Genomic DNA, 15,265 nt, shown 5'->3' on the forward strand with positions numbered 1-15,265 from the left:
CCGGCCGAACTGCCGGCGTGTCACTGCACGTCGTCGTACGCCGGTTTGGCCCGCTCGCCGTCCCGGGCCGCCCGCCGTACCGCCCGGCCGGCCTGACGGCTCGGACAACCGGTGGCCCGGAGGATGTCGGCGGCGCAGACCCGCAACTGCGTGACGAGCGCGTCGCCGAAGTTGTGCAGTCCCTCCCGGCGGGCCCGTCCACCCTGCCGGGCCGCCACCAGCGCCCGACGACTGGCACCCCCGGTGTCCCGCCCGATCCGCGCCTGGTGCTGCAACTCCTGTACCGCGCTCGCCAGCATCTCGATCGCGTCGGGCAGGCAGTGCGGGATCGGCTCCCGGTAGTCGACGACGGTGATCGCCCGCCGGGCCAGGTCGCGGGCGCCCTCGATCACCCGGGTCAGCTCGGTCACGCCCCGGGCGTGGCGCTCGAACTCCTGCCGACGTCGCCACCGCAGCGGTGCGACCCTGACCACCTCCTCCGCGCCGCTCACCGCCTCGCGCAGCCGCCGCAGGTCCGGTTCGATCCCGCGCAGCCCGTCCAGCGCCTGGGTGGCCCGGCCCACGTCCCGCTCCCGCAGCGCCGCCCCGGTGTCCCGGAGCCGGCCGATGAGGATGGCGAAGACCGGTGCGGCCGCCCGGTTGACGACCCGGATCGGGTTGAGTGGCAGCAGCAACGCCACCACGACGAGCCCCACCGCGCTGCCGACCGCCGCGTCGACGATCCGGGGAAGTTCGAGGTCGCGCTCGGTGGGCGAGAGGGTGGCGATCAGCACCGCCGTACCGCCGACCTGGCTGACCACCGTCCCGCCCCGGCCCACCAGGCCGAGCGCGACCCCGATGGCCAGGGTGACGATGACCGCGGTCTGCCACGGTCCGGTGCCGATCAGGAAGATCAATCCATCGCCGATGACGATCCCCAGCCCCACGCCGGCGAGCAGTTCGACCGTGCGCCGGGCGCGCTGGCCGATGGCGGCGACGATCGTGCCGACCGCCGCGGTGGGTGCGAAGACCGGGCCCGGGTTGCCGAGCAGGTTGTGCGCGATCCACCAGGAGAGTCCCGCCGCGAGTCCCGCCTGCACCGCGATCACCGCGATGATCTCCAGTTGCCGCACTCGCAACCGGGTGGCCTGGCGCCCCTCGTACCGGGCTCGACCGGCCGTCCCGCGCATCCGCTGCACGGCCGCGGCCAGCGGCGACCGGTAGTGGGGGCGGGGCGGCATGTCGGCTACTACCCGACCCGGCGCCGGGCAACCCGACCAGCCCATGATCCCGGCGTGCAGGGCGAACTACCCGCCGTGCTCGGTGGCGAAGGTACGGCGGATCAGCGTACGGGCGTCGGAGCGGTCGAGCCCGGTGGCCCGGAGCAGGTCGTACGCCATGGTGCGCAGTTGGGCGACCGCCGCCGTACCGTGGAACCCGAGCCGGGCCCGCGTGGCCCGGCCGGCCTCGGCGACCGCCCGCAGCGTCTCGGCCCTGGTCCGGTCGGCTTCCCGGCCACCGCTCAGCTCCCGGTGCAGCATCCGCACCGCCGCGCCGAACCGCTCGACGGCACCGGGCAGTTCGTCCGGCACCGGCTCGTCGTCGCGGATCATGCTGGCGATCCGGCGGACCAGCCCCCGGCTGTCCCGGAAGGCCTGCTCCAGGTGCTCGGCACCCTCCTCGTACTGGGCCAGGGTGCCGCGTCGGCTCCACCGCAACGGCGAGTAGGTGACCACCTCCCGGGCGGCCTGTAGCGCCTCCCGGAGCTGCCGCAGCTCCCGGTCGCCGGACAGCGTGTGCAGCGCGTCCTGGGCCTGCTCCGCGTCCCGGTTCCGCAGCGCCCGGGTGGTCACGGCGAGCTGCCTGGTGAGCTGCTCGAACAGCGGGGTCACCCGGCGCCGGACCAGGCGCAGCGGGTTCAGCGGCAGCAACAGCAGTGCGACGCTCAGGCCGACGGCGCCACCGATCCCGGCGTTGACGAACCGCGGTACCTCGAGATCCTGCGTCATCGGGGTGAGCGAGGCGATCAGCACGGCGGTACCGCCGGCCTGGGTGATCAGCGACGAGCTTCCCCGCAACACGATCGCCACCATGATGGCCAGGGCGACGATGACCCCGATCTGCCACGGTCCGGTGCCGGTCGCCGCGATCAGCAGGTCTCCGACGCCGATCCCGATGGTCACCCCCACCATGAGTTCGAGACTGCGGCGCAGCCGCCGGTCGATCGAGGTGGCGACGACCGCCACCGCGATGATCGGGGCGAAGACCGGTTCCGCCGCGCCGACGAGTTCGTGCGAGATCACCCAGGCCAGCGCGGCGGCCAGCCCGGCCTGCACGGCGAGTACCAGATAGGTACGCAACCGGCGCAGTCGGGCCGCTCCGCTGCGCCGACCCCGTCGGTGCAGCGCTGCCAGCGCGGCGCTGATCCGGCGGCCGTCGGCATCGGTGGACGGCACGGCACGCTCGCGGAGGGCCCGGAGGAGCGCCATGGGCGTTACTACCCCGCTCGACCCGGTCGAACCCCGCGTCGGCCGTCCGCCCAGAACCGGCAGCGGCGGTGCGGGCCGAGGTTAGCGGCAGCGCTGCGCGGGCATCCTGGCGCACAGTCCCAGAACGGGGGTACTCGTCGGTGCCGACCTCCGGGTTCCACGCCGCGCCCGAGCGGATTCCGTCGGAGTCGGCATGACCGACGCGTTCCCGCCGATCGACTCGTACGCCTTCCTCTCCGACACCCACACCTCGGCGCTGGTGGCCCCGGACGGCGCGGTGGAGTGGTTCTGCGTGCCACGGTTCGACGGCGACGCGGTCTTCGCCCGGCTGTTGGACCGCCGGGCCGGCGTCTTCTCGATGACCGTGGCCGGTGCGGACCTCCCGGACCGGCGGTACCTGCCGGAGACACTGGTGCTGGAGAGCCGTTACCGGACGGCGTCCGGCACGGCCGTCGGACACGACTTCCTGGCCCTCCGGGCCGGCTCCGCCGAGCAACCGACCCACGCCGTCCGCCTGCTGGTCCGCCGGCTCACCGCGGAGCGCGGAACGGTCCGGCTGGCCGTCCGGATCGCCGCCCGGCCGGACTACGGCCGCCGCGACCCGGGCTGGTCGCTGACCGGCACGCGGTGGTCGACTCCGGAGCCGTGTCTGCGCCTCCACGCCGATCTGCCCTTCCAGCTTCGGGACACCGACCTCTGCGCCGAGGTCGAGCTCGTCGAGGGGCAGAGCGTGGACGTCGTGCTCGGCTACGGCAGCCCGCCGGAGGGGAACGGGCCGGCCGAGCCGGGTGACGGAGCCGCCCTGCTCGCCGAGACCTGCCGGATCTGGCGGGACTGGTCGGCCCGGAGCGACTACACCGGAGTGGAGGCGGCGGCCGTCCGACACAGCGCCCTGGTGCTGCGCGGACTCTGCTTCGACGAGACCGGTGCGCTGGTCGCGGCGGCCACCACCGCGCTGCCCGAGGAGGTCGGCGGGGTACGCAACTGGGACTACCGCTACACCTGGCACCGCGACGCGGCCCTGCTGCTGCTCGCCCTGTTCCGGCTCGGCCACGCCGAGGAGGGCCGGCGTTATCTGCGGTTCCTGCTCGACGTCTGTGCCGGATCGGCGGACCGGCTCGCACCGGTGGTCGGGATCGCCGGTCCCATGGCCGAGGAGCGGGTTCTGCCGCACCTGAGCGGCTATGCCGACTCGTCGCCGGTCCGGGTCGGCAACGAGGCCGCCGACCAGGTGCAGTTCGACACGTACGGGCACGTGCTGGACGCGGCGCTGGCGTACCAGGAGCTGACCGGCGAGCTGACCGAACCGGAGTGGGCGGTGCTTCGGCACCATGTCGACACGATGGCCGAACGGTGGCGGGAGGAGGACCACGGTGTCTGGGAGATCCGTGGACCGCGCCGGCACTACGTCAACTCGAAGCTGATGTCCTGGGTGTGCCTGGACCGGGGCGTGACCTTGGCCGGCATGCTCGGCGACGACACGGCCCCGGTGTCGACGTGGTGCCAGGCCCGGGACGACCTGCGCGCCGAGATCCTCGACCGGGGCTACGACGCCGGGATCGGCAGCTTCGTGCTGGCGTACGGGTCGACCGAGCTGGACGCGTCGCTGCTGCGCATCCCGCTGGTCGGTTTCCTGCCCGGCACCGATCCACGGGTGCTCGGCACCATCGACCGGATCCGTGAGCGGCTCGGTGTCGCCCCGGCGCTGCTGCGCCGCTACACGACCGACGACGGACTCCCCGGCGAGGAGGGCGCCTTCCTGCTCTGCTCCTTCGAACTGGTCTCGGCCCTGGTGCTGGCCGGACGGGTGGAGCAGGCCCGGGACGCCTTCACCGAACTGTGCCGGCACGCCGGTCCACTCGGCCTGTACGCCGAACAGCTCAGCGCCGACGGCATCGCGTTCGGCAACTATCCGCAGGCCTTCACCCATCTGGCGCTGATCGAGGCGGCGCTGAACCTGGACGCCGCCGGTGACCGGGAGGCGCTGCACGCCTGGGCGGAACGGTCGGGCCGGAACTCCTGAGCAGCGACCCTCGTGATCCGTAAGCCGGAACGGAAGCTAGTCGACGGAGAGGTCGGCGCAGCTGGTCTCGTCCGGCAGCAGCGGTCGCAGACCGACCTGCCAACGGTCGCCGCCGGAGGTCCACGGCGTACGGGCGTTCGCCTTGGCTGCCGCCGCCAGCAGTGCGGTCGCCTCGGCGCCGCGTACCTCGACGCAGCCCTGGTCGACGCCGGGTGCCGGCGGTGACCCCGGCAGGGCCGGGCCGGGCCAGGCGATCTCCGGCGGGGCGGTCAGCCCGTTGTCGTCCGGCCGCCACGGGATCGCCACCGCCGCGACCGCCTGGGCCTGGTACGGCTGCGGCTGGTCGACCTTGTCCTCCCCCAGCGTCCCGGCCAGATCGGTGAGCGCGGCGAGCAGCTTCTGCAACTCGGCCCGGGCGGCCCGTTGCGGCTCGGTCAACCCCGGCGCGTCCTGCCCGCCCTCGGAGAGCGCGTAGACCTCCAGCTCGTCGACGCCAGCGGCGGACGACACGGTGAACCGGGTCGACGGGACGTCGGTGACCGACGGTCGGCCAAGATCGATGGAGGAGCCCACTCCGGCGGCCCGGGCCTGCTCGACCAGCCGGTCGACCTGGTCCGGCGCAAGACGCTGCTGCTGGAGGTTCGGCAGCGCCGGCCCGGGATAGATGGCGAGCTGGGGCCCCTCGGTGATGACCCGCCCGTCCGCGTAGATCGTCACCGTCGGCACCCGGGTCAGCCGGGAGGCCGGCGCCACGAACCCGCCGACCTGCTCCACCCGGAGCACCACACCGTTCGGGTCGGCGGGGCCGGAGTCGCCGCCGGATCCGCCGCCCGGCCCGTCCCCGCCCGACCCGGTGCCCTCGCGGGCACAGGCGGCCACCAGCAGAAGCAGTGCGCCGACACAGGTTATCCGGACACCTCGCCACGTTCTCATGCCAATCAGACGGGCCGCTGCCCCACTCGGTTCCACATCATCCGGCCGTCGCATGATCGAATCCAACCCGATCCGCGGCCCGGTCCTGCGGAGCGTCGTTCGCCCGTCCGGGACACTCGCCGCGCGGCGTACCCACCCCGACCCGTACGTGCGGCGGCTCATGCACTCGCAGCACGTGTCGCTCTGGCGGCGCCGCATGTTCGTGTGCGGATAGCGCCCATGACGGCGGAGTACGCGATCGACATCGTCACCTGGCAGTACCCGGCGCCCTACAACTGTTACGACATGATCCACTGCGATGGTCAGGCGGCGGGTCTCTGACCGCGTGGTGTGGCGGCCCGGTCGGCCGGCAGGTTGACCGGTGGAGGTACGACCGCGTCGGCGCCGTTCGATGCGGCGCTGTCGCGGCTGAGGAGGACGCGTAGCACCCGATCCGGTCGCAGCAGGCTGGTGGGCGCGGCGAGCAGGCCCGTCACGCGTACGAACGCGGCACCCAGGCTCGCGTCGGTGGCGGCTGCGGCGTGCAGCCGGGGCAGGTACGCGTTGACCATGCGGGTCCGTGCCGTGCGGCGGCCGGTTACCTCGGGAAAGGCAAGATCCGAGCCGGTGGCGATCTCCCACGGCGCGTCGACGACTTTGGCTATGGCCTGGAAGTAGCGTCGCGAGGTGGGCAGGCGCCCTGCGGCCAGCAGGTCACCGAACGCGGCGGCCTGGAGCGCGGCCACGGTCATACCCTGGCCGTAGATGGGGTTGAACCCGCATACTGCGTCGCCGAGGACGAACAGCCCGTCGGGGAAGCGGGAGAGCCGCTCGTACCGGTGCCGCACGTTGGCCGGGTACTGGAAGGTGGCCGCTTTGCCGAGCGGCTCGCCGTCGCGGATCGCGGTGTAGATGTCGTCGAAGGGCAGGCTCCGCGCGAAGGCGAGGAAACCCTCCAGCTCGGTCGGTGGTTGGTCGCCGAGCATCCCGACCTGGGTGGCCAGGTACCGCTCGCCCTCCTGCGCGACGAGCCCGGCGCCCCGCGGCTGCCCGGGGTGCCAGGAGTGCAGCATGAGCGCGTCGCTGCCCAGCGCGCCGGGCGGCAACCGGTAGGCGCGGCTGGTGTAGCACACCCCGACATGCACCTGGTCGGCCCGCGGTCGGGTGTAGCCCCAACTCTCCAGCCAGAGCGGGGTACGCGAACCGCGCCCGGTCGCGTCGACGACCAGGTCCGCGTCGATGAGCGTGATGTGGCCGTCGGCATCGCGCACCCGTACCCCGGTGACCCTGCAGCGGTCGGCCGTGGTGGTCGGCACGACGACATCGAGGCCGTCGGCGACGCGGACGTTGGGCAGGGCGCGGACGCGGTCGCGCACGCCGGACTCCAGCAGCGGCCGGCTGGGGAACAGGACCGGCTGGCCGATGTCCGCCTGCCTGATTCGATGGCCGGACAGGAACCATCGAATGCCGCCCAGCAGGTCCCCGGTAGGTGCGCCGCTCGCGATGATCTCGGCGGTCAGGCCGGGGAACAGCCCATCCAGCACCTGCGCGCCGCGAGCCAACAGCGCGTGTATGTGGTGTCCCTGCGGTACGCCGCGGCGCTGCGCCACGCCCGTGGGCAGGCGGTCGCGTTCGATGACCGTCACCCGCTCGAAGGACTCCGCGAGGACCCGTGCGGTGAGCAGGCCCGCCATGCTCGCGCCCAGAACGACCGCGTGCCCGCCGACGATGCGACCCATGGTCCTCCCATGCCTTTCGACAGGGATAATTGTCTGCGGTGAATCGCCCGCCTTTCTTCTCCGACATTGCGCTCACGCGAATCACCAACGCGGCGGGCCGGCGCGAACACCGGCCGCGACGCTGCTGGCCGACGCGGTCCACTAGGGAGAAGGGTTTGAAGCCCTGAGCCCGACCACACACGCTCTCGCTGGTCGGGCAGGGACCGCTAGCGCTGTCGGGCAGCAATGGCGACGAAGGCCCGCCACGCCGCCGGCCGGAAGGTCAGCACGGGGCCCGCCGGGTCCTTACTGTCCCGCACGGCGACCACGTCAGGCAGGTTGTCGGCCACCTCGACACAACCGCCACCGTTGGTGCCGCTGCGGGTCGACTTCCGCCACCGGGCGTCACTGAGGCGCATGCTGGCTCTCCACTTCCTTCAGCAGGGCGAGCGACAGGTTCTCCGGCAAGGCTACGCTGCGCACACCCTCCCACCGGGTGAGGAGCGTAGCGATGCCCTCCTCATCGTCCACGACGAAATCGGTGAGCTGGTTCTCGATGTTCCCCACCCAGTTTCCGTCGGCGGACCTCGCCAGGGAGAGCTGCCCGTTGAGGCCGACGTGCAGCCCCGCGTCGGCGGGGATCAGGTGCAACTGGACGTGAGGCAGTTCGGCCATCCGCAACAGGTGCCGGAACTGCTCGGCCATGATGGCGTCCCGGACGCGCAGCGCCGACTCGTCGATGACGGCGATCAGCAGGGGTGGCTGCTCGCGGGTCAGGATCTCCTGCCGTTCGAGCCGTGACGCGACCAGCTTCTCCAACTCCGCCTCGGGCCGGGTGGGTTCGAGGCGCAGCACCGCGCGGGCGTAGTTCTCGGTCTGGAGCAGGCCGGGAATCAGGGTCGGGTGGTAGTAGCGGAGCTGCGTTGCGGTGCGCTCGGCGTCCAGCCAGCGCTTGAACCAGGTGGGCTCGCTGTCCCGCTGCGCCGCCTTGAGTAGGGACACGAACAGGCCGCCGGTCTCCAGGATCTCGTCGGCCCGGGTGGCGTACGGCATGTCGACCGGTCGGGTACCCGTCTCCACGGCGGAGACCGTCGAGGCCGAATAGTTGCTCCGCTTGCCGAACTCCTCCTGCGGCATACCGCGCAGGGCTCGCTGCCTGCGGAGCTGGTCGCGGATGAACGCGAACGCGTCCTCGTGTTCCATCGGACCTCCAGAGGGTTGTTTTAGATCGCCAGGAGCTCGCCAGTCGCCGCCGCCGGCTCACCAGTGCTGTGCCGTGACCTGCGCGATCGCCTTTCGAGCCTAGTGGCGTCCACAGCAGAGTGTCACCCAGCGGAACTGCTCGGTGACCGTCAAGCGCCCGGGTGGAACCTGCCCCCGGGAGCCGGTCCCGACCCCGCCGGGACCGGCTCCCTCCAACTCCCGAGGAGGTTCGATGAAAAGGCTGCTCCGGCATCTGACCGGACCACGTCCCCACCACCGCCGGGACTGGCGCCGGCTCTGGCGGTACTGCCGCTGCGGTTGGCGCTGGCGCTGCCCGGATTCGATCGAGGTGATCCTCGCGCCGTACCAACCACCGCCGCCGGTCAAGTTGACCGAGGTGGAGCGGGCCGAGATTCGTACCCTCTCGGCCACGCCGCCGTCCGACGCACCGGGAGCGGCCCCGCCGGCTCGGGCCCGGGCGAAAAACCGCCGGCCAGGACGGGACGCGTCCACCCGGCCACATCTGGCGAACGGCCGGGCGCCCGGGCCGGAGCACCGGGCCCGGCGTGGTGCCCGGGTGTGACCCGTGATCGGCCCGCAGGAGCGCTGGCGTAAGCACATTCCGACGCACCCGTCGTACCGGTGCCGAAGCTGCACCGACCCCTGGCCCTGCCGAAACGCCCGGCTGGCGCTGGCGACCGCCTACCGCGACGACCGGGTGGGCCTGATGGTGTACCTCGGCACACACCTCGCCCGCGCGCTGCGGAAGCTGCCTGACACGCATCCCGCGCTGCTCGCCGGGCAGATCCTCTACTGGGTGCCCCGCCGCCGCTGATCGGTGGCGGCCGGTGTCAGGCGCACCCGGGCGCACAGGCGGGGCAGCTCGACAGTCTGCGAAACGACCACCTACCGGCCGGTCCGGAAGGTACGGAAGTCGTGCACCTCGGCGATGTGGTGGTCCGGCGGTCGACCGTAGCGCTCCGGTCGACCGCCGGACCGGGCCAGCCGGGTCGGCGGGTCCTGTGGCCTGTCGCTGGGGAGGGAGCGACCGCCGTCGGCCCCGACCCGCCGCCCGCTGGCGCGGGGAGATGGTCAGTTCACGCTGCCTCCGTCCGGCCGCCGGCCCCGGGTGGAGACGAACTGGTAGGAGAGCGAGGCGAAGGCAGGATCCTTGGCAAGCTCCCGGAACCCCTCCAACTGGTTCGGGGAGAGTCCGGTGGCGAGCAGCCGGGGTTCGAGCTGGCGGGAGTTCGTCTCGTGCAGCGAGGCCCCGGTCGACCCACCCGGCCAGCTCTGCGAGTGGGTGATGGTGTCGACGTCGGTCAACCCGGCCAGCACCATCTCGGTGTGTACGTCCTGCGCCCAGGCCAGGTCCGCGCCCCGGTCCTGGAGGATGCCGAGGGTCGCCTCCATCACCTGCTGGAAGAGCTTCGCCGCGTCGTCGGTCGGGGCGGCGAGCACCCGCAGTCCGGCGGTGCAGTCGAACTCCTCGACGACCAGGGCACCGCCCGGGGCCAGCGCACCGATCAGCTCGGCGAGTACCCGCCGCCGCTCGGGCAGGTGCAGCAGGACGAGCCGGGCGTGGATCACGTCGAACGGGCCGCCCTCCGGCGCGCCGGTCCGGACGTCGTGCTGGCGTACGACGAGGTTCCCCTCCGGCTCCAGCCGGGACGGCTCGATGTCGGTCGCGATGACCAGGCCGGTGGGGCCGACGACCCGGGCCATGTGCCGGGCGATGGAGCCGCCCCCGGCGCCCAGTTCCCAGCACTTCGCGCCGGGTGTCAGTACCGGGGCGAGCCGCTCCGCCGTTATCGGATCGAGGAACGCCTCCAGCGCACGCATCTGCGCCTCGGCCTCCGGCGAGCGGTTGTCGAACGCGTAGCTGCTCTTGACAGGGGTGGCAGTCACGATCGGTACCTCCTTCGTGATGATCTGTGACGACGACCCGCCCAGGCGTCATCGCGCGTCGGCACCGGGAAAGCATGGGGGGCCGGTGCGGACACGCCAGTCAGCGCTGTGACGAACGTCGGGATCCGACGGTTGTCAGGGTGCGGATGAGGAAGAGGATGTGGTCGGGGCGGACGCGGAGTCCGCCGGGGAGTGGGCGGACGCGGGGTCCGCCGGGGAGTCGGAGTCAGGGACGAGCGCGCCCGGGCCTCCCGTTGGCCCGGAACGGACGGAGCCGGGCCCGGTCGGGGCCGTCGACTCCTGGCCGGACGGGACCGGTCCGGTCCCTGCCGGCGTGGCCGCGCCCGCCACACTGAGTACCGCCTCCACCGGGGCGGGGTCGGCGCGCACGGCGGCCGTCGAGTCCGCGAAGACCAGCCGGCCGTAGTCCAGCACCGCGATCCGGTCGGCGACCTCGATCGCGTGCTGGAGTTGTTGTTCGACGAGCAGAATGCAGAGCCCGGCTCCGGCGAGCCGGGTCACCAGCTCCCGTACCCGGGCCGCCAGATCCGGGGCGAGCCCCTCGCCCGGCTCGTCGAGGAGCAGCACCCGGGGCTGGGTGAGCAGCGCCCGGGCGATGGCGAGCATCTGCTGCTCCCCGCCGGAGAGCTGGTTGCCCCGGTGGCCCAACCGCTCGGCCAGCCGGGGCAGTAGTTCCAGCACCCCGGGCACCGTCCAGTTCGGACCGGACCGCGAGCCGGCACGGCGGCGGAGCGATGCGGCCAGGGTCAGGTGCTCGGCCACGGTCAGCCGGGGAAACACCCGCCGCCCCTGCGGCACCAGCCCGACACCGGCCCGGGCCACCCGGTGCGCCGGCCTGCCGGCAAGGTCCGCGCCGTCGACCGAGACGATTCCCCGGTACGGCCGCAGCAGGCCGGCGACCGCGTGCACCAGGGTGCTCTTGCCGGCGCCGTTGCGGCCGACCAGCGCCTGCACCGTACCGGCCGGCACCTCGATGTCGATGTCGTGCAGCACCGTACCGCCGTCGTAGCCGGCGTACAGGCCCTGCACCCGGAGCATCACCGCACCGCCTCGGCGTACGCCCGCCGCACGGCGGGAGCGGTGCGGATCTCGTCCGGCTCGCCGCTGGCGACCAGCCGACCGTCGTGCAGCACGGTGACCGTGTCGGCCAGGGCGTACACCAGGTCCAACCGGTGCTCCACCAGCAGCACCGAGACGTCCCGGGGCAGCCCCGCCAGCAGCTCCGCCAGCCGGTGGACCTCCACATTGGAGAGCCCGGCGGCCGGCTCGTCGAGCAGCAGCAGGCGTGGCCGGCCGGCCAGCGCCATCGCGATCTCCAACTGGCGCCGCTGGCCGTGCGACAGGTGCGCCGCCGTGCTCGACGCCGTGCCGGCGAGGCCGACCCGGTCGAGCAGGGCCATCGCGGGCTCGCGCAGCCGCCGCCGGAACCGGTCCCGGGTACGCACCCCCCGGAACCCGCCGGCCTGGTGCCAGCCGGCGACCACGACGTTCTCCACAGCGGTCAGCGACGGCCACACCGCCGGACGCTGGTGGATCCGGCCGATCCCGATCCTCGCCCGGCGTGCCGGGCCGAGCCGGGTGATGTCCCGGCCGTCGAAGTGGATCCGTCCACCGTCGACCCGGGTCGCCCCGCCGATCAGGTCGAGCAGGGTCGTCTTGCCGGCACCGTTCGGCCCGATCAGGGCGTGCCGTTCCCCGTCGGCGACCCGCAGGTCCACCCGGTCCACCGCGACCAGCGAACCGTACCGGCGGACCACCGCCTCGGCCGTCAACAGTGCCGTCATCGTCTCTCCCCGTTCGACACGTGCGCGGCGCCGACGGGTTCGCCCCGGGACGGGCGGCCCTGGATTCCCGTCCCGGGGCGATCCCCCGGCCCGGTCCGGCCCCGCGAGCGGGACCTGACCAGGTTGGCGAGTTCGGTCGAGGAACCGGCCACGCCACGGGGGAAGAGATAGGCGGTCAGCACGAAGAGACCGCCGAGCAGCAGCGGCGCGTACCCGGGCAGCAGGCCGGAGAGCCAGTCCCGTACCGCGACCACCAGGGCGGTGCCGACGATCGCGCCGCCGATCGACGCCGCACCACCGATCACGACGCCGAGCAGCAGCAGCGCGGAGACGTCGAAGCCGAAGTCGGCCGGCGAGACGTACTGCTGTGCGGTGATCAGCAGTGAACCGGCCACCCCCGCCACGGCACCCGCCCCGACGAAGGTCACCGCCAGGTAACCGGTGACCCGGTGTCCGGAGGCGCGGGTCCGCGCCTCGTCGTCCCGGCTGGCCCGCAACAGCAGCCCTGCCGGCGTACGCAGCAGCATCACCATGGCCGCTATCACCACCCCGACCACGACCAGCGTGTACAGATAGCGTGCCCGGTCACTGGCCAGCGGAGCCATGCCCCAGACGGGCTGGATCGCCGGGATTCCGGCGAGCCCGTCGGTCCCTCCGGTGACGGACGTCCACCGACCGGCGGCGGTCACCGTCAGTTCACCGATGGCCAGGGTAATCATCAGGACGACCACGCCTCGGGCGTACACCACCAGCGGGACGGTGAGCAGGGCGAAGAGTGCCCCGACCGCCGCCCCGGCGAACACCTGCACCACCCCGACCGGCGAGACGTGCATCGCGACCAGGGCACTGGCGTAGGCACCGGCGGCGTACGGCCCGGTCTGGCCGAGCGTGGGCAGCCCGGCCAGCCCGGTCAGCAGCGCCACGCTCACCCCGACCAGCCCCAGCACCAGGGTGCGGGCGAAGAGCGAGGTGGTGTAGGCGTCCACCGACCAGGGCACCGCCACGGCGGCGGCGAGCAGCCCGGCTCCCCCGGCCCGGACCAGCCAACGGCGGACGGCCGGGCTCATGTCGTACTCCCGGCGCGCAGCCGCAGGAACCGACCCGGCAGCCCACGGGCCCGGACGGCCAGCACCAGGGCCATCGCCGCGAAGAGCAGGAACGGCGCGGCGGTCGGCGCCAGCGCGACGCCGAGGCTCTGGATCTCGCCGACCGCGAGGGCGGCCAGCAGGGTGCCCTGGACCGAGCCGAGGCCGCCGAGCACCACCACGACCAGCGAGAGCAGCAGCACGGTGTCGGCGGTCGTCGGGGCCGGACCGATGATCGGGGCGCCGAGCACCCCGGCGGCGCCGGCCAGCGCGCCGGCCGCGCCGAGCACGCCGAGCCGGATCCGGGCCGGGTTCACCCCGAGGCAGGCGACCATGTCGGCGTCGTCGACCGCCGCCCGGACCAGCATCCCGGCCCGGGTCCTGGCCACCGCCAGCCAGAGCAGCACCGCGATCAGCGCCGCCACCCCGATGAAGACCAGCCGGTACGCCGCGTACCGGTGCCCGGCCACCTCCACCGAACGGTCCAGCGCGGCGGGAATGTGCACCGGAAGGCTGTCCGGACCGAAGGCGGTGACCAGCAGGGCGCCCCCGGCGAGCGCGACCCCGAAGGTCAGCAGCGCCTGGGTCAGGTGGTCCCGCCGGGCGACCGGCGCGAGCAGGCCCGCGAGCAGACCTCCCGCACCGGCCGCCGCCAGCGTCCCCACGCCCAGGGCGAGCAGCAGACTCCCCCAGCCGCCGTCCAGCACCGCCGCGGCGAGGTACGCGCCGATCGCGTACAGCAGGCCGTGCGCCAGGTTGAGGATGTTCGCCACGCCGAAGCAGAACACCAGCCCGGATGCCGCGACGAAGAGCAGCAGCCCGTAGGCGACGCCGTCCAGCGCCGGGATCAGGTACGGGTCGACCGGGCCGAGTACCCGTGCCGCTTGCAGCATCATCCGCCCACGGTCGCCAGGTCACCGACAACCGTGTTGGAGAGCGCCCGCCCGTCCTGCCGGACCTGCCGCAGATACCACTTCTGCACCGGCGAGTGCGTCTCCTTGGAGAACTGCCAGGTGCCGCGCGGGCTGTCGATCTGGCCGAGCCCGGCGATCGCCTTGTTGATCTCCTCCGGGGTGGGGTTCTCGCCGGCCGCGCCGATCGCCTTGTCCAGCACCGCCGCCGCGTCGTACGAGGCCATCGCGTAGGTGGTCGGCGAACCGTCGTGGTTCTCCTTCCAGGCGGCGACGAAGGAGCGGTTCTCGGCGTTGTCCAGGTCGGGCGAGTAGTTGAGTACGGAGTAGATGTTCCGGGCCGCCTCGCCCTGGGCGTTCAGCACACCGCCCTCGGTGAGGAAGCCGGCGGCGTAGAGCGGCAGGTCCTTGATCTCCGACTGGGCGTACTGCTTGACGAAGTCGACGGCGGCGTTGCCGGCGTAGAAGGTGAAGACCGCCTCCGCACCGGACGCCTTGATCTTCGCGAAGTACGGCAGGAAGTTCGTCGTCTGCGGGAACGGCGTCCAGAGCGTCTTGCCGTCCGGGTTGGCGAGCTTGCCGCCGATCTCGGTGAAGGTCTCGGTGAAGCCGCGCAGCTCGTCCCAGCCGCCCTGGTAGTTCGGGCCGATCGCGAAGACCTCGCCCTTGACGTTGTCCCGCACGTACTCGGCGATCGCCGCGCCCGGCTCGTCGGAGAGGTAGGAGGTGAACCAGGACCGGGAGACGTCCTTCAGCCCGGGGTTGCCGTTGGAGCCGACGAACGGGATCTTCGCCTCGGCGAGCACCGGGGCGACCCCGGCCACCGAACCGCCGCCGACGATGCCGGTGAGCGCCTGCACCCGATCCTGTTTGATCAGCTTCGTCGCCGCCGGTACGGCGGTCTGCGCGCCGTTGCCCTCGTCGGCGACGATCAGGTCGACCTTGTGGCCGCCGAGCTTGCCGTCGTGCATCCGCAGGTAGAGCTCGAATCCGTCGCGGATCTCCGTGCCGACCGCCTCGTAGGTGCCGGAGAGTGAGGCGAGCAGACCGATCTTTATCGTGCCCGGCGTGCCGCCGGTGTCGCCGCCGCTGTTGCAGGCGCTGCCGGCCACGGTCAACCCGAGGGCGAGCAGCGCGCCGGTCAGGGCGCGACGCCGGCTCGTACCGGTGGGGAAAGGCATGACTTCTCCAGTCGAGGGGTGAGGAAGGTTGTGGGGAAGGTGTGCTCGTGG

15 protein-coding genes are annotated in these 15,265 nt (G+C 72.8%); 3 read left to right on the plus strand and 12 right to left on the minus strand.

Features of this window, described 5'->3' with window-relative positions:
* Positions 1-20: 20 nt before the first annotated feature.
* The gene (locus C6361_RS06550) at positions 21-1,220 is read right to left on the minus strand and encodes an aromatic acid exporter family protein (protein WP_234359372.1); all 1,200 of its coding nucleotides are present in this window, start codon (positions 1,218-1,220) and stop codon (positions 21-23) included.
* A gap of 66 nt (positions 1,221-1,286) precedes the next feature.
* Positions 1,287-2,468 (minus strand): aromatic acid exporter family protein, encoded by a 1,182-nt coding sequence (locus C6361_RS06555; RefSeq protein ID WP_107267120.1) that lies wholly within the window; start codon positions 2,466-2,468, stop codon positions 1,287-1,289.
* Positions 2,469-2,661: 193 nt separating this feature from the next.
* Here C6361_RS06555 and C6361_RS06560 point away from each other — a divergent pair, with 193 nt between their 5' ends.
* Positions 2,662-4,491 carry a glycoside hydrolase family 15 protein gene (locus tag C6361_RS06560; protein WP_107267121.1) on the plus strand — a complete coding sequence of 610 codons (1,830 nt, stop codon included), beginning with the start codon at positions 2,662-2,664 and terminating at the stop codon, positions 4,489-4,491.
* Positions 4,492-4,527: 36 nt separating this feature from the next.
* On the opposite strand, the gene C6361_RS06565 is transcribed toward C6361_RS06560, so the two are convergent.
* From C6361_RS06565 to C6361_RS06580, 4 genes are all read right to left on the minus strand, one after another.
* The gene (locus C6361_RS06565; RefSeq protein ID WP_107267122.1) at positions 4,528-5,424 is read right to left on the minus strand and encodes a hypothetical protein; all 897 of its coding nucleotides are present in this window, start codon (positions 5,422-5,424) and stop codon (positions 4,528-4,530) included.
* 302 nt (positions 5,425-5,726) lie between these two features.
* Positions 5,727-7,142 (minus strand): NAD(P)/FAD-dependent oxidoreductase, encoded by a 1,416-nt coding sequence (locus C6361_RS06570; protein WP_199853272.1) that lies wholly within the window; start codon positions 7,140-7,142, stop codon positions 5,727-5,729.
* Positions 7,143-7,348: 206 nt separating this feature from the next.
* On the minus strand, positions 7,349-7,540 hold the full coding sequence (locus C6361_RS06575; RefSeq protein ID WP_107267123.1) for a DUF397 domain-containing protein: 192 nt from the start codon (positions 7,538-7,540) through the stop codon (positions 7,349-7,351).
* Positions 7,527-8,324 carry a helix-turn-helix transcriptional regulator gene (locus tag C6361_RS06580; RefSeq protein ID WP_107267124.1) on the minus strand — a complete coding sequence of 266 codons (798 nt, stop codon included), beginning with the start codon at positions 8,322-8,324 and terminating at the stop codon, positions 7,527-7,529. Before C6361_RS06580 ends, C6361_RS06575 begins: the two co-directional genes overlap by 14 nt.
* A 232-nt stretch (positions 8,325-8,556) precedes the next feature.
* Between C6361_RS06580 and C6361_RS06585 the strand changes: the two genes are divergently transcribed.
* Positions 8,557-8,907, plus strand: coding sequence for a hypothetical protein (locus C6361_RS06585; RefSeq protein ID WP_159079215.1), 351 nt, complete (start codon positions 8,557-8,559; stop codon positions 8,905-8,907).
* A gap of 3 nt (positions 8,908-8,910) precedes the next feature.
* Complete coding sequence (locus C6361_RS06590; protein ID WP_107267126.1) at positions 8,911-9,159, plus strand: flavin reductase; 249 nt, start codon at positions 8,911-8,913, stop codon at positions 9,157-9,159.
* A 257-nt stretch (positions 9,160-9,416) separates the two neighbouring features.
* On the opposite strand, the gene C6361_RS06595 is transcribed toward C6361_RS06590, so the two are convergent.
* The 6 genes from C6361_RS06595 to C6361_RS06615 form a co-directional block, all read right to left on the minus strand.
* Entirely contained in the window at positions 9,417-10,232 is an 816-nt protein-coding gene (locus C6361_RS06595; protein ID WP_107256362.1) for a bifunctional 2-polyprenyl-6-hydroxyphenol methylase/3-demethylubiquinol 3-O-methyltransferase UbiG, read from the minus strand.
* Positions 10,233-10,367: 135 nt separating this feature from the next.
* Positions 10,368-11,291: an ABC transporter ATP-binding protein gene (locus C6361_RS38085; protein WP_107267127.1), complete on the minus strand. Its 924-nt coding sequence runs from the start codon at positions 11,289-11,291 to the stop codon at positions 10,368-10,370.
* On the minus strand, positions 11,291-12,037 hold the full coding sequence (locus C6361_RS38090; RefSeq protein ID WP_107267128.1) for an ABC transporter ATP-binding protein: 747 nt from the start codon (positions 12,035-12,037) through the stop codon (positions 11,291-11,293). The genes C6361_RS38085 and C6361_RS38090 overlap by 1 nt, the downstream gene beginning before the upstream one ends.
* Entirely contained in the window at positions 12,034-13,104 is a 1,071-nt protein-coding gene (locus tag C6361_RS37530) for a branched-chain amino acid ABC transporter permease (protein ID WP_199853273.1), read from the minus strand. The genes C6361_RS38090 and C6361_RS37530 overlap by 4 nt, the downstream gene beginning before the upstream one ends.
* On the minus strand, positions 13,101-14,018 hold the full coding sequence (locus C6361_RS37535) for a branched-chain amino acid ABC transporter permease (RefSeq protein WP_234359373.1): 918 nt from the start codon (positions 14,016-14,018) through the stop codon (positions 13,101-13,103). Before C6361_RS37535 ends, C6361_RS37530 begins: the two co-directional genes overlap by 4 nt.
* A complete protein-coding gene (locus tag C6361_RS06615) occupies positions 14,015-15,214 on the minus strand; it encodes an ABC transporter substrate-binding protein (RefSeq protein ID WP_107256365.1) in 1,200 nt (399 codons plus the stop codon). The genes C6361_RS37535 and C6361_RS06615 overlap by 4 nt, the downstream gene beginning before the upstream one ends.
* Positions 15,215-15,265 lie beyond the last annotated feature (51 nt).

This window comes from Plantactinospora sp. BC1 (assembly GCF_003030345.1).
In the GTDB taxonomy this organism is placed as follows: Bacteria; Actinomycetota; Actinomycetes; order Mycobacteriales; family Micromonosporaceae; genus Plantactinospora.

Coding starts and splice junctions, on each gene's coding strand:
- C6361_RS06555 (WP_107267120.1), bottom strand. CDS start 2,468: ATGGCGCTCCTCCGGGCCCTCCGCGAGCGTGCCGTGCCGTCCACCGAT.
- C6361_RS37530 (WP_199853273.1), bottom strand. CDS start 13,104: ATGAGCCCGGCCGTCCGCCGTTGGCTGGTCCGGGCCGGGGGAGCCGGG.
- C6361_RS37535 (WP_234359373.1), bottom strand. CDS start 14,018: ATGATGCTGCAAGCGGCACGGGTACTCGGCCCGGTCGACCCGTACCTG.
- C6361_RS38090 (WP_107267128.1), bottom strand. CDS start 12,037: ATGACGGCACTGTTGACGGCCGAGGCGGTGGTCCGCCGGTACGGTTCG.
- C6361_RS06560 (WP_107267121.1), top strand. CDS start 2,662: ATGACCGACGCGTTCCCGCCGATCGACTCGTACGCCTTCCTCTCCGAC.
- C6361_RS38085 (WP_107267127.1), bottom strand. CDS start 11,291: ATGCTCCGGGTGCAGGGCCTGTACGCCGGCTACGACGGCGGTACGGTG.
- C6361_RS06615 (WP_107256365.1), bottom strand. CDS start 15,214: ATGCCTTTCCCCACCGGTACGAGCCGGCGTCGCGCCCTGACCGGCGCG.
- C6361_RS06575 (WP_107267123.1), bottom strand. CDS start 7,540: ATGCGCCTCAGTGACGCCCGGTGGCGGAAGTCGACCCGCAGCGGCACC.
- C6361_RS06550 (WP_234359372.1), bottom strand. CDS start 1,220: ATGCCGCCCCGCCCCCACTACCGGTCGCCGCTGGCCGCGGCCGTGCAG.
- C6361_RS06570 (WP_199853272.1), bottom strand. CDS start 7,142: ATGGGTCGCATCGTCGGCGGGCACGCGGTCGTTCTGGGCGCGAGCATG.
- C6361_RS06565 (WP_107267122.1), bottom strand. CDS start 5,424: ATGAGAACGTGGCGAGGTGTCCGGATAACCTGTGTCGGCGCACTGCTT.
- C6361_RS06585 (WP_159079215.1), top strand. CDS start 8,557: ATGAAAAGGCTGCTCCGGCATCTGACCGGACCACGTCCCCACCACCGC.
- C6361_RS06580 (WP_107267124.1), bottom strand. CDS start 8,324: ATGGAACACGAGGACGCGTTCGCGTTCATCCGCGACCAGCTCCGCAGG.